Source organism: Citrobacter amalonaticus, assembly GCF_018252635.1.
GTDB lineage: Bacteria > Pseudomonadota > Gammaproteobacteria > Enterobacterales > Enterobacteriaceae > Citrobacter_A > Citrobacter_A amalonaticus_E.
Genome location: NZ_JAGTXM010000002.1, coordinates 125,154 through 146,443, shown reverse-complemented (window position 1 = coordinate 146,443; position 21,290 = coordinate 125,154). Strand labels below are relative to the sequence as shown.

18 protein-coding genes are annotated in these 21,290 nt (G+C 53.4%); 4 read left to right on the top strand and 14 right to left on the bottom strand.

Translation table 11 applies throughout. The features are described 5' to 3' along the window. Nucleotides 1-81: 81 nt before the first annotated feature. Together KE671_RS05180 and selO are read left to right on the top strand one after the other, a co-directional pair. On the top strand, nucleotides 82-795 hold the full coding sequence (locus KE671_RS05180; RefSeq protein WP_206162034.1) for an EAL domain-containing protein: 714 nt from the start codon (nucleotides 82-84) through the stop codon (nucleotides 793-795). 61 nt (nucleotides 796-856) lie between these two features. After that, nucleotides 857-2,299, top strand: coding sequence for a protein adenylyltransferase SelO (selO, locus tag KE671_RS05175; RefSeq protein ID WP_206162033.1), 1,443 nt, complete (start codon nucleotides 857-859; stop codon nucleotides 2,297-2,299). A 4-nt stretch (nucleotides 2,300-2,303) separates the two neighbouring features. Here the strand turns inward: selO and hemP are convergent, their stop codons facing one another. The 3 genes from hemP to ppsR all read right to left on the bottom strand — a co-directional run bounded on the left by hemP (nucleotide 2,304) and on the right by ppsR (nucleotide 4,666). Continuing rightward, the gene (gene hemP, locus KE671_RS05170) at nucleotides 2,304-2,486 is read right to left on the bottom strand and encodes a hemin uptake protein HemP (RefSeq protein ID WP_206162032.1); all 183 of its coding nucleotides are present in this window, start codon (nucleotides 2,484-2,486) and stop codon (nucleotides 2,304-2,306) included. 143 nt (nucleotides 2,487-2,629) lie between these two features. Beyond that, nucleotides 2,630-3,676 carry a 3-deoxy-7-phosphoheptulonate synthase gene (aroH, locus tag KE671_RS05165; RefSeq protein WP_206162031.1) on the bottom strand — a complete coding sequence of 349 codons (1,047 nt, stop codon included), beginning with the start codon at nucleotides 3,674-3,676 and terminating at the stop codon, nucleotides 2,630-2,632. Between the two features lie 156 nt (nucleotides 3,677-3,832). After that, a complete protein-coding gene (gene ppsR, locus KE671_RS05160; protein WP_061077338.1) occupies nucleotides 3,833-4,666 on the bottom strand; it encodes a posphoenolpyruvate synthetase regulatory kinase/phosphorylase PpsR in 834 nt (277 codons plus the stop codon). Nucleotides 4,667-4,999: 333 nt separating this feature from the next. Here ppsR and ppsA point away from each other — a divergent pair, with 333 nt between their 5' ends. Next, a complete protein-coding gene (ppsA, locus tag KE671_RS05155; RefSeq protein WP_206162030.1) occupies nucleotides 5,000-7,378 on the top strand; it encodes a phosphoenolpyruvate synthase in 2,379 nt (792 codons plus the stop codon). A 124-nt stretch (nucleotides 7,379-7,502) separates the two neighbouring features. Here ppsA and fadK read toward each other — a convergent pair whose 3' ends face one another. The 5 genes from fadK to KE671_RS05130 form a co-directional block, all read right to left on the bottom strand. Further along, nucleotides 7,503-9,143, bottom strand: a complete 1,641-nt coding sequence (fadK, locus tag KE671_RS05150) for a medium-chain fatty-acid--CoA ligase (RefSeq protein ID WP_206162029.1) — start codon at nucleotides 9,141-9,143, stop codon at nucleotides 7,503-7,505. A gap of 95 nt (nucleotides 9,144-9,238) precedes the next feature. After that, nucleotides 9,239-9,532: a ferredoxin family protein gene (locus tag KE671_RS05145; RefSeq protein ID WP_206162028.1), complete on the bottom strand. Its 294-nt coding sequence runs from the start codon at nucleotides 9,530-9,532 to the stop codon at nucleotides 9,239-9,241. After that, complete coding sequence (locus tag KE671_RS05140; RefSeq protein WP_206162027.1) at nucleotides 9,529-10,818, bottom strand: FAD-dependent oxidoreductase; 1,290 nt, start codon at nucleotides 10,816-10,818, stop codon at nucleotides 9,529-9,531. The genes KE671_RS05145 and KE671_RS05140 overlap by 4 nt, the downstream gene beginning before the upstream one ends. Nucleotides 10,819-10,874: 56 nt before the next feature. Beyond that, the gene (locus KE671_RS05135) at nucleotides 10,875-11,810 is read right to left on the bottom strand and encodes an electron transfer flavoprotein subunit alpha (RefSeq protein ID WP_206162026.1); all 936 of its coding nucleotides are present in this window, start codon (nucleotides 11,808-11,810) and stop codon (nucleotides 10,875-10,877) included. Nucleotides 11,811-11,830: 20 nt separating this feature from the next. Continuing rightward, the gene (locus KE671_RS05130; RefSeq protein WP_206162025.1) at nucleotides 11,831-12,598 is read right to left on the bottom strand and encodes an electron transfer flavoprotein; all 768 of its coding nucleotides are present in this window, start codon (nucleotides 12,596-12,598) and stop codon (nucleotides 11,831-11,833) included. A 328-nt stretch (nucleotides 12,599-12,926) separates the two neighbouring features. Between KE671_RS05130 and KE671_RS05125 the strand changes: the two genes are divergently transcribed. Then, nucleotides 12,927-13,817, top strand: coding sequence for an AraC family transcriptional regulator (locus tag KE671_RS05125; protein ID WP_206162024.1), 891 nt, complete (start codon nucleotides 12,927-12,929; stop codon nucleotides 13,815-13,817). Between the two features lie 72 nt (nucleotides 13,818-13,889). Here the strand turns inward: KE671_RS05125 and KE671_RS05120 are convergent, their stop codons facing one another. The 6 genes from KE671_RS05120 to KE671_RS05095 form a co-directional block, all read right to left on the bottom strand. After that, nucleotides 13,890-15,041 carry an acyl-CoA dehydrogenase gene (locus tag KE671_RS05120; RefSeq protein ID WP_206162023.1) on the bottom strand — a complete coding sequence of 384 codons (1,152 nt, stop codon included), beginning with the start codon at nucleotides 15,039-15,041 and terminating at the stop codon, nucleotides 13,890-13,892. A gap of 13 nt (nucleotides 15,042-15,054) precedes the next feature. Then, the gene (locus tag KE671_RS05115; protein ID WP_206162022.1) at nucleotides 15,055-16,650 is read right to left on the bottom strand and encodes an acyl CoA:acetate/3-ketoacid CoA transferase; all 1,596 of its coding nucleotides are present in this window, start codon (nucleotides 16,648-16,650) and stop codon (nucleotides 15,055-15,057) included. Between the two features lie 144 nt (nucleotides 16,651-16,794). Beyond that, nucleotides 16,795-17,553 carry a type I 3-dehydroquinate dehydratase gene (aroD, locus tag KE671_RS05110; protein ID WP_206162021.1) on the bottom strand — a complete coding sequence of 253 codons (759 nt, stop codon included), beginning with the start codon at nucleotides 17,551-17,553 and terminating at the stop codon, nucleotides 16,795-16,797. Nucleotides 17,554-17,586: 33 nt separating this feature from the next. After that, nucleotides 17,587-18,453 carry a quinate/shikimate dehydrogenase gene (gene ydiB / locus KE671_RS05105; protein ID WP_206162020.1) on the bottom strand — a complete coding sequence of 289 codons (867 nt, stop codon included), beginning with the start codon at nucleotides 18,451-18,453 and terminating at the stop codon, nucleotides 17,587-17,589. 23 nt (nucleotides 18,454-18,476) lie between these two features. Next, nucleotides 18,477-19,721, bottom strand: coding sequence for an MFS transporter (locus KE671_RS05100; RefSeq protein WP_206162019.1), 1,245 nt, complete (start codon nucleotides 19,719-19,721; stop codon nucleotides 18,477-18,479). Between the two features lie 246 nt (nucleotides 19,722-19,967). Continuing rightward, the gene (locus KE671_RS05095; protein ID WP_206162018.1) at nucleotides 19,968-21,191 is read right to left on the bottom strand and encodes an MFS transporter; all 1,224 of its coding nucleotides are present in this window, start codon (nucleotides 21,189-21,191) and stop codon (nucleotides 19,968-19,970) included. Between the last annotated feature and the right edge of the window lie 99 nt (nucleotides 21,192-21,290).

The following is a 21,290-nucleotide window of genomic DNA, read 5'->3' as shown; positions in this document are numbered from 1 at the left end:
CCTTCTGGCATTAAAAAAGATGGACGACGACATCCTGTGTAATAGGTTGCCGAATCACTCCCTGTACGTGGGACTGCCGTGATGAATGTTTCACTGGATAATGTCTATCATTCTGAACTCTATTTTCAGCCTGCCAGGAATGTTCAACAGAAACTTATCGGTTTAAGTGTCATCGCAAACTTTGTCAGTGATGATGGTGAGGTTCGTATCCCGACAGAACTGGTGCTTCCGCGACTTTCTCCTGAAGAACAGTGCCAGCTATTTATCGAAAAACTGGCCCAGCTTGAATCGTGCCAACACTTTTTTATTCAGCATAAACTTGTCGCCTGGATTTATATAACCCCGGCAGTTGTACCGCTATTATTAACGAATAGTGAGTGCGTTGCTGCTGTTAAGCGATTTTCATTTCTCGAACTCATGATAAATGAGAATTTTCCCGAACTGTCTGAAGGCAAAGAGAATAAAACGCTGAATGCCCTGGCCGAACGTTTTCCTCTGGTACTGGCCAATTTCGGCGCAGGGGAAAGTGCTAACAAAGCCATATTCGATGGGTTATTTAAACGAATTATCCTGGACCGTAATTTTGTCCACCGCCGGGCTACGCGTCTTTCCTTCGAACCGTTCATGCGCGCTATCCTTACGCAAGTGTCTCCCTATTGTGAATCGCTGATGATCGCCGGTATTGACAGCGAGGCGATGTTGACCCGTGTGACGCCATTTGGTTTTAGCGCTATGCAGGGCGGGCTGTGGCCTGCCGTCACGGCCAATCAGATCACCCAATTACTCCACGGATAACCTTTCTGTTTGCTGGTGTTTATGACGGTATTAACCGTCTACACTACAGGCAGGAGGCCCTATGACCCTGTCTTTTACAGCCCGCTGGCGCGATGAACTGCCAGCAACATTTACCGCACTGTCGCCCACACCGCTGAATCACTCGCGACTCATTTGGCACAATGATGCGCTTGCCGAACAGTTGGGTATTCCCGACTCACTTTTTCATCCTGACAGCCCGGCGGGCGTCTGGGGCGGTGAAACGTTGTTGCCGGGGATGTCTCCACTGGCGCAGGTCTATAGCGGCCATCAGTTTGGCGTCTGGGCGGGGCAACTGGGCGACGGGCGCGGTATTCTGCTCGGTGAGCAGTTACTTGCAGATGGCAGCACGATGGACTGGCACCTGAAAGGCGCCGGTCTGACGCCGTATTCGCGCATGGGCGATGGTCGCGCGGTATTGCGTTCTACGATCCGTGAAAGCCTCGCCAGTGAGGCAATGCACCATCTTGGCATACCGACGACCCGGGCGCTGACGATTGTCACCAGCGAAACGCCGGTTTACCGTGAAACGGTCGAGGCGGGGGCGATGCTGATGCGGTTGGCACAAAGCCACCTGCGCTTTGGCCATTTTGAGCATTTCTATTACCGTCGCGAGCCGGAAAAAGTGCAACAGCTGGCGGATTTCGCGATTCGTCATTACTGGCCGCATCTCCAGCAAGACGACGATAAGTATATTCTCTGGTTTCGCGACGTGGTCGCGCGGACCGCGTCATTGATAGCCGACTGGCAAGCCGTGGGGTTTGCGCACGGGGTGATGAACACTGATAACATGTCGATTCTCGGGCTGACGATGGACTATGGCCCCTTTGGGTTCCTGGATGACTATGAGCCTGGCTTCATTTGCAATCATTCTGACCACCAGGGGCGCTACAGCTTTGACAACCAACCTGCGGTAGGGTTGTGGAATCTTCAGCGCCTCGCGCAAAGCCTGTCGCCTTTTATCGCCGCTGCGGCGCTGAATGAGGCCCTCGACGGTTACCAGCTAGCATTACTAACGCGCTACGGTCAGCGGATGCGGCAGAAACTGGGCTTCATGACCGAACAAAAAGAGGACAACGACCTGCTGAACGAATTGTTCAGCCTGATGGCCCGTGAGCACAGTGACTATACCCGCACTTTCCGCATGCTAAGCGCAACAGAACAGCAGAGCGCCGCCTCTCCGCTGCGCGATGAATTTATCGATCGTGCCACCTTTGATGACTGGTTCTCTCGTTACAGAACGCGTTTGCAGCGCGATGAAGTTGGCGATGCTGCGCGTCAGTCTCTAATGCAAAGCGCCAATCCTTCCGTGGTGCTGCGTAACTGGCTGGCGCAGCGGGCTATAGCTGCGGCGGAAAAAGACGACATGAGCGAACTGCATCGTCTGCATGCCGTGCTGCGGGAGCCTTTCCGCGAACGCGATGATGATTACAGCCAGCGTCCGCCTGACTGGGGAAAGCGCCTGGAAGTCAGCTGTTCAAGCTAAAGCGCTATTTGGTCAGTAAGAGTTTACCTGCCTGCGTTTGACGCAGCAGGTATTCCTGACCGTTGTGATCGATAATCACCTTACCGTCATCACCTAACAGTTTCTGACTGCTGATCTTGCGGACAGGGGCAGGCGGGAGAGCTGCATTTTCTCGTTCCTTAAGGCGGGGTGGCTCAATGTTATCCATACGGGTATCACGATTTATTAATAATAATTAATTTAACAATAATTTTTATTATCAATAATGTGCGTGGTAACAACAAGTATTAAATGTGGTAGTTTGCGAAAAGGGGAAGAGAAAATGCCCACCCTGAACGGATGGGCGACCGGTCAGAAGCGGCTGTCTACCGCCGAGGCCAGTTTGCTCAGCAGCAGTTCAGTGTCTTCCCAGTTAAGGCAAGGATCGGTGATCGACTGACCATAAACCAGCGGCTGCCCGCTGACGATTTTCTGCGTACCTTCTCGCAGGAAGCTTTCCGCCATAATGCCGGCGATGGCTGTCGATCCGTTACGGATTTGCTGGCAAATATCATCACAGACATCCAGTTGACGGCGATGCTGCTTCTGGCAGTTGCCGTGACTGAAATCGACGACCAGATGTTCTGGTAAATCAAATTCATGCAGTGTATCGCAGGCTGCAGCAATATCCTCAGCATGGTAGTTCGGTTTTTTCCCTCCGCGCATAATGATATGACCGTACGGGTTGCCGCTGGTCTGATAAATGGTCATCTGACCGGTTTTATCAGGCGAGAGGAACATATGGCTGGCGCGGGAGGCGCGGATTGCGTCAACGGCGATACGGGTATTTCCGTCGGTACCGTTTTTAAAGCCGACCGGGCAGGAAAGTGCCGAGGCCATTTCTCGGTGGATCTGGCTTTCGGTGGTTCGCGCACCAATGGCGCCCCAACTGATCAGGTCGGCAATAAATTGACCGGTCACCATATCGAGAAATTCTGTGGCGGTCGGGATGCCCAGCTCATTGACCTGCAACAGCAGCTTACGCGCCAGCTCAATACCGTGGTTCACGCGATAGCTACCGTTAAGATCCGGGTCGGAAATGAGACCTTTCCAGCCGACAACGGTACGTGGTTTTTCAAAATAGGTGCGCATGACGATTTCCAGGCGCGCCTGGTGCTGAGTACGCAGCGTCTGTAAGCGTGTGGCATACTCCAGTGCGGCATCGAGATCGTGAATGGAGCACGGGCCGACAATAACCAGCAAGCGGCGGTCTTCACCATTCAGTATTCTTTCTATCCGGCGTCGGGAGTCGGTAACGTGGCTGGCGACGGCGGACGACACAGGATGCCGTTGCGCAAGTTCCGCGGGCGTAACCAGACTGTCTATACGCGCGGTACGCAGTTCATCGGTTCTGTTCATGACAATTCTCAGAAATTTGTGGCTTCTACGGCAGAGGTACCGGGAAGTGATGGGCACAACCTTAAACCAATCCCTGCTGATTTCAAGTGCGAGATGGATCACACCTCGCGGCAGAACGGTATGATAACAAAAAAACAGAACTCGTGAACTAGTTTGTTAGTACATGCGTCGACTGAGTCCCATGATGTCGAGGATTTTAGTGGCAATCTCCTCAACCGAATAGTTGGTACTGTTCAACCATGGGATCTGGTTTTTGCGATAGAGCGCTTCGACTTCAGCCACTTCCATACGGCACTGGCGCAGGGAAGCATAGCGACTGTTTTCCCGGCGTTCCTCGCGGATGGCGGCCAGACGTTCAGGATCAATCGTCAGACCAAACAGCTTGTGTTGCAGGGGTTTTAACGAGGCAGGCAGAACCAGATTGTCCATGTCGTCGGCAATAAAGGGATAGTTCGCCGCCCGGATGCCAAACTGCATCGCCAGATAGAGGCTGGTGGGCGTTTTGCCGCAGCGCGAGACACCCAGCAAAATCACTTGCGCCTGGTCGAGGTTGCGCAACGAAATACCGTCATCGTGGGCAAGGGTGTAATCAATGGCAGCGATTCGCGCATCGTACTTGTTCAGGTTACCCGGATTCAGTCCGTGAGTCCTGTGGGCAATTGGCGTGGGGTAGAGTTTCATTTCGTGCTGCAATGGGGTGATCAGCGCCTGTACGATATCCTGACAGAAGCCTTCGCTTTGCAGAATGATGGAGCGGATCTCCGGCAACACAATCGAATAGAACACCAGGGGACGCACGCCGGTTTGCTGAAAAATGGCGTCGATCTGGTCTTTAACGGCACGGGCGCGGTTCTCATTTTCGACAAACGGCAGCGTAATGCTGCTGATAGTGACGGGAAACTGTGACATCACCGCATGGCCCAACACCTCAGCGGTAATTGCTGTTCCATCGGAAATATAAAATACGTGACGATCTACAGCATTATCCATTTTCACACCCTGAAAGTCAGTCATAATTCTCTGAAAGCATAAATTAAAATTACTCTGAAGCGTAGAAAATAACGCTTATTTTGAAAATGAAATGGTATTTTTATATTTTGTGAAAAGTGCATTTCATTTTCTGGAACAAATGTTTATACCGACACATTTTGTGGGGATCGCCCGCCACTCGTGGGTTTGCGCAAATGGGTAAACTGTCCGAAAAAATAAAAAAACTATTTGCTTGAACGATTCACCGTTTTTTTAAGCGGTTTAAATATGTAAAGATAAATACGTAATTAAGCGTTTCCTAAACTCGTTCATTTATCACAAAAGGATTGTTCGATGTCCAACAATGGCTCGTCACCGCTGGTGCTTTGGTATAACCAACTCGGCATGAATGATGTAGACAGAGTTGGGGGCAAAAATGCCTCCCTGGGTGAAATGATTACTAACCTTTCCGGTATGGGTGTATCGGTACCGAATGGTTTTGCCACAACCGCCGATGCGTTTAACCAGTTTCTGGACCAGAGCGGTGTAAACCAGCGCATCTATGAACTGCTGGATCAGACGGATATTGACGATGTCACCGCGTTAGCGAAGGCCGGCGCGCAGATCCGCCAGTGGATTATCGACACTCCTTTCCAGCCCGAGCTGGAAAATGCCATCCGTGATGCCTACGCGCAGCTCTCAGCGGATGATCAACATGCGTCTTTCGCCGTGCGTTCTTCTGCAACGGCGGAAGATATGCCGGACGCCTCTTTTGCCGGTCAGCAGGAAACCTTTCTCAACGTCCAGGGGTTTGATGCCGTCCTGGTCGCCGTGAAGCACGTGTTCGCATCACTGTTTAACGACCGTGCGATCTCCTACCGTGTTCATCAGGGCTATGATCACCGTGGCGTGGCGCTCTCGGCGGGTGTTCAGCGGATGGTTCGTTCCGATTTGGCGTCCTCTGGCGTGATGTTCTCTATCGATACTGAATCTGGCTTTGACCAGGTGGTATTTATTACCTCGGCGTGGGGACTGGGCGAGATGGTGGTTCAGGGTGCGGTAAACCCGGATGAGTTCTACGTCCATAAACCGACGCTGGCGGCCAATCGTCCGTCGATCGTGCGCCGCACGATGGGCTCGAAAAAAATCCGCATGGTCTATGCACCGACACAGGAGCACGGCAAACAGGTCACGATTGAAGATGTACCGCAGGAAAGCCGCGATATTTTCTCCCTGACCAACGACGAAGTGCAGGAACTGGCAAAGCAGGCGGTACAGATTGAAAAACACTACGGTCGTCCGATGGACATCGAGTGGGCGAAAGACGGTCATACCGGCAAGCTGTACATCGTCCAGGCGCGCCCGGAAACCGTGCGTTCTCGCGGCCAGGTGATGGAGCGTTACACGCTGCACGCGCAGGGTAAAATCATTGCGGAAGGGCGTGCTATCGGTCACCGCATCGGCGCGGGTCCGGTAAAAGTTATTCACGACATCAGCGAGATGAACCGCATTGAGCCAGGCGACGTGTTAGTCACCGACATGACCGATCCGGACTGGGAACCGATCATGAAAAAAGCGGCGGCGATTGTCACTAACCGTGGCGGGCGTACCTGTCACGCCGCCATTATCGCGCGAGAGCTGGGGATCCCGGCCGTAGTGGGCTGCGGTGATGCCACTGAGCGCATGAAGGATGACGAGAAGGTCACCGTTTCCTGCGCAGAAGGCGATACGGGCTACGTGTATGCCGACCTGCTCGACTTCAGCGTTAAGAGTTCCAGTGTCGATACCATGCCGGATCTGCCGCTGAAGGTGATGATGAACGTCGGCAACCCGGACCGGGCGTTTGACTTCGCCTGTCTGCCGAATGAAGGCGTTGGCCTGGCCCGTCTGGAATTCATCATCAACCGTATGATTGGCGTCCATCCGCGTGCCCTGCTGGAGTTTGACTCCCAGGATGCCAAACTGCAAAACGAAATCCGCGAGATGATGAAAGGGTTTGATTCTCCGCGTGAATTCTACGTGGGTCGCCTGACGGAAGGGATCGCCACCCTCGGTGCGGCGTTCTGGCCGAAACGCGTGATTGTGCGTTTGTCCGACTTTAAGTCGAACGAATACGCGAATCTGGTGGGTGGTGAGCGCTACGAGCCAGACGAAGAGAACCCGATGCTGGGCTTCCGTGGCGCCGGGCGCTATGTGTCGGACAGCTTCCGTGATTGCTTTGCGCTGGAATGCGACGCGGTTAAACGCGTACGTAACGAGATGGGACTGACTAACGTCGAAATCATGATCCCCTTTGTGCGTACCGTTGAGCAGGCAAAAGCGGTAGTGGAAGAGCTGGCGCGACAGGGGCTGAAACGCGGCGAGAATGGTCTGAAGATCATCATGATGTGTGAGATCCCGTCCAACGCTCTGCTGGCTGAACAGTTCCTGCAATACTTTGACGGCTTCTCGATCGGCTCTAACGACATGACACAGCTGGCGCTGGGTCTGGATCGTGACTCCGGCGTGGTATCTGAGCTGTTTGATGAGCGTAACGAGGCGGTGAAAGCGCTGCTATCGATGGCGATTCGCGCAGCGAAGAAACAGGGTAAATACGTCGGGATTTGCGGTCAGGGGCCGTCTGACCACGAAGATTTTGCCGCCTGGCTGATGGAAGAGGGGATCGACAGCCTGTCGCTGAACCCGGATACCGTTGTCCAGACCTGGTTGAGCCTGGCTGAACTGAAGAAGTAATGTGATGCCTGATGGCGCTACGCTTATCAGGCCTACAGCGCTTCTCCTGTATGCCGGATGGCGATGCGCCGTCATCCGGCAATACAGACACCCGCAATGCCCCAGTACGCCGCCATCCGGCAAGTTATCCCACAGCCTGCGCCGCGTCTAATCGCGCAATGATATCCTGACGCAGCAGGAACTTCTGAATTTTACCGGATGCGGTTCTGGGCAATTCCTCGACCACCACAAGATGCTCCGGATATTTATACTTTGCCACCCGTTTACGGCTGAAGAAGGCGACCACTTCTTCCAGCGACAGTGAATGATGCGGCGCTTTCAACACGACATAGGCGCACGAGCGTTCACCTAACCGCTCATCCGGCATGGCAACGACGCAGGCGTCGTGAATGCGCGGGTGTTGCAACAGAATATCTTCCACTTCGCGGCTGCTGATGTTTTCACCACCCCGAACGATAATATCTTTCTTGCGGCCGGTGATCGTGATGTAGCCCGCCTCGTCCATCCGACAGAGATCGCCGCTGTAATACCAGCCCTCGCTATCCAGTGCCCTGGCGGTTAACTCAGGCTCATCGAGATAGCCCATAAATACGTTCGGCCCGCGTGATGCTTCTTCTCCTTCAACGCCTGGTGGCAAGGGGTTACGCGCTTCATCAACAATGCGGATCTCCACACCTGCTGCCGCGTAGCCATCGGTATTCATCATGCGGGAGAGCGGATCGTCGAGATTCACTACCGCATGCGGTGAGCTTTCCGTCGAACCATAGACGCTGAGCAGTTTAATGCCGCGCTGCTGGCAGTCGCGAGCAATACGCTTCGGAATGGTCGTCCCACCGCACAAAAAGAAACGTAGCGAAGAGAGATCGGCAGGCTGCTGCTCCACGGTACAGAGCAGATCGTACACAAACGGCGTCGCCCCTAATACACAGGTGCAGCGCTGTTGCTCCAGCAGATCAAGGCAGGCCGTTGGGGTAAAAATGTCCAGCAGCACGCTGCGTGCGCCGATCAGAAACGGTGCCGTCACGCCGTGTAAAAAGCCGGTGGCGTGTCCCAGCGGCGCTGGCATCAGAAAGACGTCCAGCCAGGTCAAATTCAGACGTGCGCAATAGGCCCGCTCGCTGGCGAGAATATTGTTGTGGCTGAGCATGACGCCTTTCGGCAGCCCCTCGGTGCCAGAGGTAAACAGCACGGCGGCCAGTTCGTCGCCGTGAACCTGAATATGACGGGCAAGCGGCTCGTTGTCCGCTACTATCTGACTGAGGGCGAGCGAGGTGGTAGCCGGCGCCAGTTTATCGACGCCAATAACATGTTGCAGATGCGGTAACTGGTTTTGCAGGGGCAAGATCACATCGACCGGACGCGTCTGCTTAAACACGGTTGGGGCGAAAAACAGTTTTGCCTGACACTTGTTCAGCACCCACACCAGCTCGGCTTCGCGCCAGGCGGGCAGCAAGGGAACGGATACCGCGCCGGTTTTCAGGCAGGCGAGATAGATAACGGTAAATTCGCACCAGCCGGGAAGCTGAAAAGCGACGCGGTCGCCGGGCTGAATGCCGTTCGCCAGCATCCAGCTTGCAAGGCAGCTTGCCGCATGATCAAGCGCAGCGTAGGTGAATGCCGTACCGCGGTTATCCACGACGGCGATTTTGTCTGGCACGCTGCGCGCGGTATGTTGCCAGTAGTCTCCCAGCGAGGCATCGCCCCAAAAGCCAAGTTTGCGGTATGCGTCCCGCCGCCCGGCGTCAAACGTTAATGTGACACTCATCGGAGGTTCCCGGTCAATCAAATGGGTAGTAAGAAGATTGCAGGCCGGATAAGACGCCTGGCGTCACTCTCCGGCATTGGTGTCCATCCGTTGTTTCAGCCGTAGCGGAAATCCACGCCAAACGTGCCTGCTGGGTACTCCCATTTTTCGAGGATCGTCTCACCACACAGTACCCGGCAGGTTCCGCACTCCAGACAGCCTGCGGAATCAAAGTGAATCGTACCTGCCTCATCCTGCTTATAGAGCCCGGCGGGGCAAGCGTTCAGCAATTTTTGAAACTCGTTGCTGTCCGGGTTTGCCACCAGAATGATGTGCGGATGGCCTTCATCGACATGGAATTTATTGACGCCAAGTTTGACGTCGACGTTAACGCGATTTTCCTGGCTCATAGTGTCGTGACTCCCTTAATGCCATCTTTCAGCAGATTCATCAGACCGACCTGTTTTGCATGTGACAGGATCATTTTGCGCAGTGGCTGATTCGGGCTGCCATCAATGGTGAACATGTCATTCATGATATTCGCCACCATTCGCGGGTACTGGGTGAACAGGCGTGGATTCTCCATCAGCGCCGGCATCTTGCGGAAATGCTGCATATCACGCATAACGCACCCTTTTTCCAGCTCGCTTTTGTATTCCGTCAGAGTGCGGGCAGAGAAGTCCTTGCGCTCTTTGGCTACTATCGCGGCGTGCGCCGCCGCTTCGGCAGAGGCGATGGCTAAATCCATTCCGCGTACCGTAAAGCCGAGGTTCAGACAAAAGCCCGCGGCGTCGCCGACAATCATCACTCCGTCGCCCACCAGTTCCGGTACCATCGCCAGCCCGCCCTCCGGCACCATATGCGCCGAGTACTCCAGCAGTTTGCCGCCCTGAATCAACGGACGAACGGCGGGGTGCTGTTTAAAATCCTCCAGCATCTGCGGCACGCTTTTCTGCGCATGGGCCATATCGCCCAGCCCACAAACAAGCCCCAGGGAAATGGAGTCGCGATTGGTATAGAGAAATCCGCCGCCCATCAGGCCGTTTGACGGGGAACCGGCGAATAACCAGGCCGCGCCTTCATTTCCGGACAGGTTAAAGCGATCGTTGATTTGCGCCGGGGAGAGGCCAATTAACTCTTTCACACCGACGGCGTAATGGTGCGCCGACGAGGCAGGTACCATTCCCAGCGAACGACCCAGCATTGAATTGACGCCATCGGCGAGGATCACCACGTTGGCTTCGAGAATATCATCGCCAGCCTGTACGCCTGTCACCTGGTTGCCTTCACGAATCAGCGCGTCCACGCGCACGCCGGGGATAAACTGCGCACCCGCCTCTTCGGCTTGCTCCATCAGCCACGGATCGAGGCGGTTGCGCAACACGCTGTACGATGCCTGAGCAGGGACATCCGGCTGTTCGCGATGGTAATCCAGCGTGATCGCGCTTTCTTGTGTCATAAACGAGATTTTCTCGCGGGTGACTTTGCGTTCAACGGGCGCCTTCTCGCCAAATCCGGGCATAATGCGCTCTATCACATGGGCGTAGAGGCGACCCCCGGTCATATTTTTACTGCCCGCGCTATTACCGCGTTCGATGATCAGAACATCGAGTCCGGCTTTTGCCATGATGTACGCCGCCACCGTTCCCGCTACGCCAGCACCGACGACGATGGCATCAAATTTTTCATCCGACATGCTTAAAGCTCCCTTCCCGCCGTTTGCACCGCGGGAGATGTGGGTAATGGTGAGAGTTAGCGCAACTGCGCGATCAGGGCAGGGACCACTTTGTAGATGTCGCCCACCAGTCCATAATCGGCATAGTTAAAGATTGGCGCGTTTTTATCTTTGTTCACGGCGACGATCACTTTGGCGCCGTTGCCGCCAACCATATGCTGGATCTGTCCGGAAATACCCAGCGTCAGATACAGTTCGGATTTCAGCAGCACGCCGGAAACGCCGATATAACGTTCGCGTTCCATCCAGTTTTCCCCTTCGGCGATAGGGCGAGAACAGCCCACTTCAGCGCCGAGTAGGGCGGCCAGTTCACGCACCATGTTCAGATCGTCCTGTGCTGCCAGGCCGCGACCGACGCCTACCACGCGTTTTGCTTTGCTCAGGTCAACGCTGCTGAGCGATTTGGCGCGACGTTCCTGACACAGGATCTCCTGTCGCGGGGCCACCCACTCGGCGGTAACTACCGGGCAGTCATGCGCAGGATCCGCCTCGAAAGGCTCAAGTACGCCAGGCGCGAGGGTGATAATAGCCAGCGGGCTGTTCAGTTTTTCTTTGCCAAATGCCAGTCCGCCATACATGCGATGTTCGGCATACAGCGCATTCTCTTCGACGTTCACTGCCGTCGCATCGTTCACCATTGCCGCATCCAGTTGGATGCTCAGACGTGCGCCCAGCGCTTTGCAGCGTTTGGTTGCAGCCATCAGCAGCAGCCCGTCGCCTTTTGCCCGAATCTGCGCGGCCAGCGTTTCGGCGTAATTTTCGATTCGCTGCAGGTCGGAGGTTTTATCCAGTACGATGATGCGGTCAGCGCCGAGCGGCTTAACATGCGCCGCCTGTTCAGAACCCTGAACAATGGCATAGACCTGCTGACCCCACTGACGCGCACCGGCCATCAGCTCTGCGTAGCGTTCAACGTTATCGCTAAATACCCAGACGTGGGTTAATTGACTCATGATTGTGTTCTCCGTTGGGCTCAGTTCAGGGCTTTTTTCAGATGTTCAGCCAGTTCGGCGATGGCTTCCGGTGAATCGTTATCCAGAATGATGTGCTTACGCGCCGTTTGTGGCGGTACGGTAATAGCCACCAGTTCTGCCCGCAGCTCGCCCTGGCTCCAGCCGATGTCGCTTGCCTGCCATGTATGTACTGGTTTTTTCCCGGCGCCAAGAATGGCTTTCATTGAGGGGATTCGCGGAGTGTTAATATCCGATGTCACACAGATAACGGCGGGTAGAGACAATTCGATCACCTCAACGTCCTCTTCCAGCGTACGCTCCACGAGCAGCTTATCGCCCTGACGCTGGAGGCGGCTGACGGCGTTAAGGGTTGGCAGTTGCAGGATCTCACCAACCAGTAAACCAACCTGTTGCGCATAGAGATCGCCAGACCCGTCGCCAAACAGGAGCAGATCGAATCCGATTTTCTCCACCGTAGCGGCAATGGCCTGCGCAGTGTCTTTTGGCAGGGCGTGTTCTAACTGTGCATCCTGCATCAGGTACAGTGCGTGCGGCCCACGCGAGAGAACATCTTTACGTACTTTCGAGTTCTGCAATAATAAACCGCCCACCGTCAGCGCAGCGATCTCATCCTCGGCTTCGGTGGCCAGTTGCGTCGCAGCTTCAATAGCGTTGAGATCGAACTGGCTGATTTTGGCGTCCGCATTGTCAAAACTGAGTGCTTGTTCGGGCGTAACAACAATGTCCTGTTCTTCAGGCACCAGCTTAAAGCAGGTTATTATTTTCATGACATCTCCTGTGAGTCGCATACCGACAGTGACAATCAGGCCACCCCGGCGGAAAGTGAAAATTGACTGGAAATAGTGTGCGACAGACGATGGCTTTTTATCGACGGAGCAATCTGTTTTCCTTACCAGGTATCTTGCAAAAAAAGTGGGATCGCTCATGCAAAAGAAATGAGTAGAAAATCATTTGAGAAAATTAAACGTACTATCTTGCAGGTGAGGGAAATAATCTTGTTTTGCTCTCACTAAATACGGTTGTATAACCGCCGTACTCGCTTTATTTTATCCTCATTATATTGTTCAGGATGAATTTCTGCTTGTGGAGGTTGTCATGTATCAACGCTGTTTTGATAATGCCATGGAAAGCCTTTTTGACCAGGGTAAGACCCCGCGATTTTCCCGATTTGTCATTAGTGATGATCCCCGCTGGGAGTCCGGTCATCATGTTCATGACAATGAAACCGAGCTGATTTATGTCAAAAAAGGCATCGTCAGATTAACTATCGACTCTTCACTTTATGTGGCTCACGAAGATGATATTGTCGTGGTGGAGCGGGGGCGGTTACACGCCGTGGCATCGGATGTGAATGCGCCGGCCACTACCTACACCTGCGCGCTGTATGGCTTTCGCTTTCAGGGCTGGGAGGAGAATCAACTGCTGCAATCGCATTCCTGTCCGGTGGTCGCCGTCGGGCAGGGAAAAGACGTCATCAAAAGTATTTTTAATGAGCTCGGCGTGATGTTGCCACAAAGTAAAAATGGACTGACATCGTCCGTCTGTGACGCCTTTGCCTATGCGTTAACAGTGCTTTTCTTTGAGAACTTTAAAAATGCGTATCGTTCGGAACAGGGATATATTAAGAAAGATGTTCTGATTAAAGATATTCTGGTCTATCTCAATAATAATTATCGAGAGAAAATTACGCTTGAACAGTTATCAAAAAAATTCCGTGCCAGCGTCAGCTATATTTGCCACGAATTTACCCGGGAATACCATATTTCACCGATCAATTATGTGATTCAGCGGCGGATGACTGAAGCGAAATTTGCCTTAACCAATACCGATTATTCTCAGGCCGAAATTTCCTGGCGTGTCGGATATGAGAATGTCGACCACTTTGCCAAGCTGTTTTTGCGCCACGTCGGCTGCTCGCCAGGCGATTACCGCAAACAGTTTAAAAACAGCCTGGCCGAGCAGGCCTGTCTGTTATCGGATGCCTGATTTTTGGTTTCGTCACCGGTAAACCGATGAATCGCCGGATAGCGGTGCAGGTACCGCTATCCGGTCTGTCGGTTACTTATTCTGATAATCCTTCAGGATCTGCCGGCCTGCGACATAAATCATGATCTCATCCGTCCCTCCACCAATACGTTCGCAGCGGACATCGCGCCAGAATCGGGAGACACGCGCTTCGTCGGTATAGCCCAGCCCACCCATAATCTGAATCGCATCGTCAATCACTTCCATCGCGGTACGGGCACAGTACAGTTTCGCCAGCGCGGCGCTGGTACGCAGAGACTGTTCCTGATCGGCCTGCCATGCCACCTTCAGCACCATATTGCGCATGTTGTCGACTTTGATTGCCATTAACGCCAGTTTTTCCTGGATCATCTGGTTGTGTCCAATTGGCTTACCAAAGGCAATGCGCTGGTTGGCATAACGCGCGGCATCTTCAAAGGCGCATTCGGCAAAGCCGGTACTGCGCGCGGCGTTGATTAGACGCTCCATCTCGAAGTTGTACATTACGTTGAGAAAGCCCATGCCTTCTTCGCCCACCATGTCGCTTTCATCTACCTCAACGTTGTCGAGATAGACTTCGCAGGTGCTGAGCATGTGCCAGCCGATTTTGTGCAGCGGGTTGATTTTGATCCCCGGCTTGTTGGATTCCACCCACCAGAGCGTAAAGGCTTTCTTCGGATCTTTCGGTTCCGGATCGCGCGCCAGCACCAGCATGTAGGGGTACTCTTTGGCACCGGTAATAAATGTCTTCTGGCCATTCAGGTACACCTTGCCGTCTTTACGCGTGTAGCTGGTGGTGGCGCTGTTGTTATCAGAACCTGCACCTGGCTCGGTTAACGCCAGGGCATAGGCCGGATCGCCGGTCTCCAGCGTGCTTTCCGCCGTTTTCCGTAGTTGTTCTGGCGAGCCGAAACGACGCATGCTATGAATGCACTGGCCGTTGGTGATCAGAAAGGCCGGAGCACCGCATTTTGACACTTCCATCAGGGCCAACATTTGGGTGACATAGTCTGCCGGGATACCGCCGAACTCTTCCGGCACGCCCAGCATGGAAATTCCGTTATCCGCCAGCGCACGCATAAACTCTCTGGGGTAGGTTGCCGTTTGATCGCAGGTACGGAAATACTCTTCCGGAAAATTGCTGGTAATCAGTTCCCGAATACTGGCAAGCAGCAGCTCTTGCTCTTCGCTTAAAGAAAAGTCCATTATCGTACTCCTTTTAATTAGCCGCTTCCGGCAGTTCAAAACCCATGGTGGCGTCGATAAATAAGCTTTCATCCATCAGTTTCAGCTCTGGTGAAATAACCGGTGCGAAATCCATCCTGGCCAGAATATCGCGCTCCAGATCCACCCCAGGGGCAATTTCAATAAGATGCAGACCGTCCTCTTTTAGCGTAAATACCGCGCGCTCAGTGATGTAGCGCACGTCCAGACCACGCTCGAGGGCGATCTTTCCGCTGAAGGTGATTTCCGGCAGTTCGTGGATGAATTTATTCACCCGACCTTCCTGGACGATGGTTAATTTCCCGTCGGCGACCTCTGTTTTCAGACTGCCGGCGGTTAGCGTGCCGCAGAAAACAATTTTCTTTGAGGTCGCGCTGATATCGATAAAGCCGCCAGTACCCATAATTTTGCCGTTGAATTTATGCACCCCGACGTTACCGTGGCGGTCAACTTCCGCAAAGCTCAGATAGCAAACGTCCAGTCCGCCACCGTGGTAGAAGTCAAACTGCGAGGTCATATCAAGAATGGCACGAGTGTTGACGTTCGCACCGAAGGCGACACCCTGGGAGGTGATCCCACCAACGGGGCCGGTTTCAACGGTCAGTACAAAGTCATCCGCACAGCCTTCCTCGCGGGCCACCAGTCCGATGCCATCCGCGATGCCGACGCCGACGTTACCGACCGCACCTTTACGCATCTCAAACAGGGCGCGACGGGCGACCAGTTTGCGCTGATTAAGGGGGAGGGAGAGCTGAGTGCTGTCGTCAAGGGTGAAATCGCCCGAGATAAAACGGTTCACCGGTGCGCCGCCATACAGTTGCGTCTGCTCAGGGTCGACTACTACGATATCCACCAGATAACCAGGGATACGTACGGATTTGGGATGCAGCGTGGCTTTCTTGACCATCTTTTGCACCTGCATCATGACGATGCCGCCGTGGTTGTGCACCGCCTGAGCCAGCACCAGTGCGTCGAGGTACATCACCTCATCTTCAAACGAGGCATAGCCTTCGCTGTCGCAGGTGGTGGCGCGGATAAACGCAACGGTAGGCGCAATCGCTTTGTAGTAGAGATATTCCTTGTTATCGATCTCCACCAGCTTGATGAGGTCCTCTTTGGTGACTTCATTGAGCTTGCCACCCTGTTGGCGCGGGTCGACGAAGGTGCCAATCCCGATTTCGCTGAGGATCCCTGGCTGGTGGGCGGCAGACGCGCGCAGAGCCTGGGTTAGCACCCCTTGCGGATAGTTATAGGCGGCAATTTTATTCTGTTCCGCTAACTCTGAAATACGCGGCGACTGACCCCAGTGTCCGCACAACGCCCATTTCACCAGGCCTTCCTGTGCCAGCGGGCTGATTCCGCGATCGGCGCGATCGCCAAGACCGGTTGGACTGATGATCGATAAATTACGCGGCGTTTGCGTTTGTTTATATTTTTCGGCTAATGCGGTAATTAAGGTGGTGGCTTCCAGAATGCCGCCGCCCGCACCTAATATACACAGCACATCTTCATCTTTAATATAATTCACCGCGTCCTGGGCCGAGAGCACAGGCACGCGACCATTAATGCGTGGTGGTCTTTCAGGTTTCATATTAACTCCTGGATATTCGGCGGAAATGCTACGCCGCTGCGTTCAGGCGCAGGCCTCCGCTGAATATTCATGTTAAATATTCACTGTGGAATACAATTTATATTTAATGGCGGGAGAGAATGCTTCCCGCCTTTATTTCGCGTATTACGCCTGATGTAAAATCGTTAATACCGTACGCAGGTCGCTAACGGATATTTGTCCGGGGGCCGAAGCCTTTTTAACCGCGCCAAAGGTCGCCGCGGAGCCGAAGACTTCACCGGCCAGGCGCGAAATCACACCGGTTTTCGACATCGACATGGTGATCAGCGGACGGTCAGCGTACTGTTCCTGCATTTTCAGCGTGGCGGAAAGCAGCGTCAGAACATCGCTATGGCTCTGCGGCATCAGGGCAATCTTTGGAATATCGGCACCCAGTTCCTGCATTTTGCGCAGTCGTGCAACGATCTCTTCTTCTGCCGGCGTCTTGTGAAAATCATGGTTGGACATGATCACGCTGACGTTTTTGCTGTGCGCGTAGTCCACCGTCGCTTTGACCTGCTCATCACCGGTAAACAGTTCGAGATCGATCATATCCACCAGACCGCTGTCGACCGCCGCACGATTCAGCGCGAGATAGGCGTCGGTCGAAATGGCCTGCTCACCGCCTTCGCTCGCGCTGCGGAACGTAAACAGCAGGGGAGTCTGGGGCATTTCAGCGCGGATCGCACGGACAGCCTCCAGAACGGCATCGGCAGAGGCGACATCGGCGAAATGGTCAACGCGCCATTCCAGAATGTCGAAATCTGCGTCGCGATAGGCTTGCGCTTCAGCGCGGACGCTGGCGATATCTTTGCCCATCAACGAGACGATTATTTTTGGAGCCCCTTCGCCAATCACGAGGTTTTTTACGGTTACGGTTTTCATTTAGTACCTTTTATCAGTCTTAGTTCCTGGCCGTCAGGCCGCAAACCCCATCACCTGTTTTACATATTCCAGCGGGAAATCTTTGCCGGTCCACAGTTTGAACTGTTCAGCCCCTTGCCACAACAACATGCCGTAACCATCGATTGTTTTGCAACCGGCCTGTTGAGCCTGCTGCAATAACTTCGTCATATGCGGGTTGTAGACGCATTCGGTGACCAGTAGTTCAGGACGTAGCAGGCTCACGTCGCTGACGATAGATTCGTTTTCCAGCGGTTTCATGCCGACTTTGGTACCGTTCGTCAGGATATCCGCTGTCGCCAGCGCATCAGCGAAGGCCTGCTGGTCGGCAAGGTCTGTTACCGTCACCACGCAGTCGGTGTTTTCATTCACCCGCTTAGCGAAATCCAGCGCTTTCTGGAAGAACTCATCATTGCGGTTAAAGAGTTTAATCGCTTTGATCCCCTCAATGGCCGCCTGTGCGCCGATGGCCGTGGAAGCACCACCGGCACCCAGTAATACCATGGTTTTACCCTTGATATCGAAACCACTCTCTTTAATCGCGCGAATGTGACCGGTACCGTCGGTATTGTAACCGCGCAGGTAACCATCATCATTAACGATGGTGTTAATGGCGCCAACCAGTTTCGCTGCCGGGGTCAGTTCATCCACAAATTCACAGGCCAGTTGCTTATTGGGCATGGATACGCCGGTCCCGCGCATTTTTAACGCTTTTAGTCCCTCGATGGCACCAGCAAAAGTCGTGTTGTCGACCTCAAAGGCCATATAGGTAAACGGCAATCCGGCTTTTTCCAGCGCCTTATTTTGCATTTCTGGCGACAAGCTGTGTCTGATGGGATAAGCCATTAAGCCGATCAGTTCATATTTCGCGGTTACATCCATAACATGACTCCTTAAATTGTCGCTTAACTTTTTGTTGAAAAATAGCGTTCGCCCAGACGGATATCGTTCTGTGGAATGTTGAAGACCCGGTAATAGCGGATAAAAACGATAATGCCGGTGATAAAGGCCAGCAGGGCAAAAGCGAAATCCAGTAAAATGATGTATTGCAGGCCGATGGTAGAGAGGTAGCCGGTAATCAGCGGAATAACAAAATTCGCGAGGCCGCCCATCATCATATAAACGCTGGTGACTTTGGCTTTGCTTTTTGGAAAGAACTCCGACATTACCGACACGCCCAGTTGTAAAATCCCGCCCGCCGCGGAGAAACCAATCACAAACGCCCCCGCGTTACACACCAGCGGTGACGGCCAGAGATAAATGACGGCAGCGGTAACGGTGGCCAGTCCGGCATTAAAGACGTTAGCCCAGATGGGGCGAACCATTTTTTTCAGCAGTGCGGCAAAGATAAAGACGCAGACCAGCGAACCCAGGCTGTAATATGTGATGGTTTTAAGCGCATCCGCCTCTTCCATTCCGGCGAAGGCCATGGCGTATTTCGGCATCCAGACCACGATGACGTAGAAGGTGGAAAACGCGGCCACGCCAAACATCACGGAAGCAACCCCTTCCAGCCAGACCAGCGGTTTGCTGTTCATCTGCGGCAACTCTTTGGCGACGCTGGCATCCACCAGTTGACCGGGGAATTTACTGCGTAGCAGCATCAGGGTGATCAGCACAAACAAAATGCCAGGAATGATTACACCATAGCCGTACCAGATGTTGTTGAGCAGCATATAACCGACCAGCATCGGATAGAGCATCTGCCCGAAGGAGACCATTGCTTTGACCAGGATCACCGCCGAACCTGACGCTTTCGGGAAACATTCCATCAGCGCCGGGTAGCCTCCGGTATCAAGCGCTGAGTTGGCCACACCAACGCACACGGCGAGTACAAAGGCCACCATCAGGTTGGGACTGGCAGGGATGCCGAAGAAAAAGAGGATATATAACGCGACGCCTAACAGAATGATCGCCCGACGACCGAACTTATCTGACAGAACGCCAAAAAACAGAATACTCACCAGACGACCGAGCCCGATACCGGAAATTAAATAGGCGATCCCCGCGCTGTCAGTGGAAAACTTCGCGGCGAGTGAGGTCATATTTTGCGCCAGCGTAATGACGCTAATGCCGTGAAGAAAATAGCTGAGATAAATACAGATGACCGCCAGGAAAAATGGCGTACTGAAAGCCTTATTCTGTGACATTTTTTAAAAGCTCCTTGCCGGTTAATTTAATTCTGTTTTCGCCGGCGTTTTTATATCCGGCGATATTTTATTAATATACGGCGGTAATACGGCATGAACTACATAACATGACGTTTTCGTTACCAGGTATATTGCAGGTGAAAGTGTGAAAGCCCACGTCTCCTGCACTGTTTTATGGCTGTTATTGACGTTATACAAACTATATTGCAGTCAGCGTTAATAATGTTGCATTCGCTGGTTTCACACTTATTCTGCCAACGGCGACATCATCAACTGGCGTTTTGTTTCCAGGCGACTGCGGTAGCCGATAAACAGCGCCAATAAGAAACCCACGGCGGCAATACCGGTATCAAACCACATAATATCGGCGATACTTCGTTGTGACAGATGGGCCGTGACCAGTGGGATCGTGAAGGTGGCAATACTGCCCGCACTGTAATAAATGCCGGTGGCTTTCCCTTTAGCGTGTGGGAAACGCGCTGCCATCAGAGTCAGGCCTATTTGTACCACGCCGCCTGCAGACGAAAAGCCGATCACAAAGGCAAAGATAATCACAACATACACCGAGGGATGCAGACACACCGTCAGCAGTGCGACAAACGAGACGAAGGTATACAGCATCAGCAAAGTGGTTGAACGCACTGTTTTGCGCACCAGCGGGGCGGTAATCAAGACGCAAAGCAGAGAACCGCAGGTATAGATGCTCAGTAGTTTGATTGACAGGGTATATGACATCCCGGCGACAAACTGACCGTACTGCGCCAGCCACTGGCTGATAAGATAAAACGTGGCCATCGAGACGTAGCCGTACAGCGTATAACTGGCCAGGTCGATAAAGGCGCAGCGATGCTTCTGTGCCGGGCGCTGGCGATGTTCCTGTGCTGGTGCGATCGACGCGGCGCGGCGTCCTGGATGCGGCGGAAAGGCGCAGCGGAGTAAAAACAGACCGTTAATCAACATGATTGCGGCGGCAATGATAAATGACCAGCCAAACCACAGTTCCGCCCAGACGAGCAGACTGATGATCATTGGGAGTAAAAACTGTCCGCCGGAGACAAAAGCCTTAATCAGGATGTTGGCGGTACTCGGCGAGGAGGGAAAGGCCTCCATCAGGCTGGGATAGGTGCCGGCGTCCAGAAAACTGTTCGCCATGCCCGCGAGGACGCCGAATGCATAAGCAATGATGATGTTATGAGTGGTCAGAATACCGAAAAAGAAGGTCACATAGCAAAGCATCCCCAGGATAATAAAGGGACGGCGGCCAAACCGGTCGGATAATAATCCGGCGCAAAACAGAACGCTTAAGCGCCCGATTCCCAATGAGGAGATCACGACAGACACCCCTGCGGCGTTTGTCTGCCACTGTTGTTCGAGTGATGCCATGTTGAGACTCATCAGGATGACTCCCATACCGTGCACCAGGTAATTGAGATACAGCCCCATCGCGGTGGGGAAATAGTGATTTTTCATGATGCCTGCTCAGCGAAATGGCTAATGATTTTCCCTGGTACGGGTTAAATACCCGTGCCTTAAAAGTGCAATTTTTCGAATAAATTGAAGTTTCTTAGT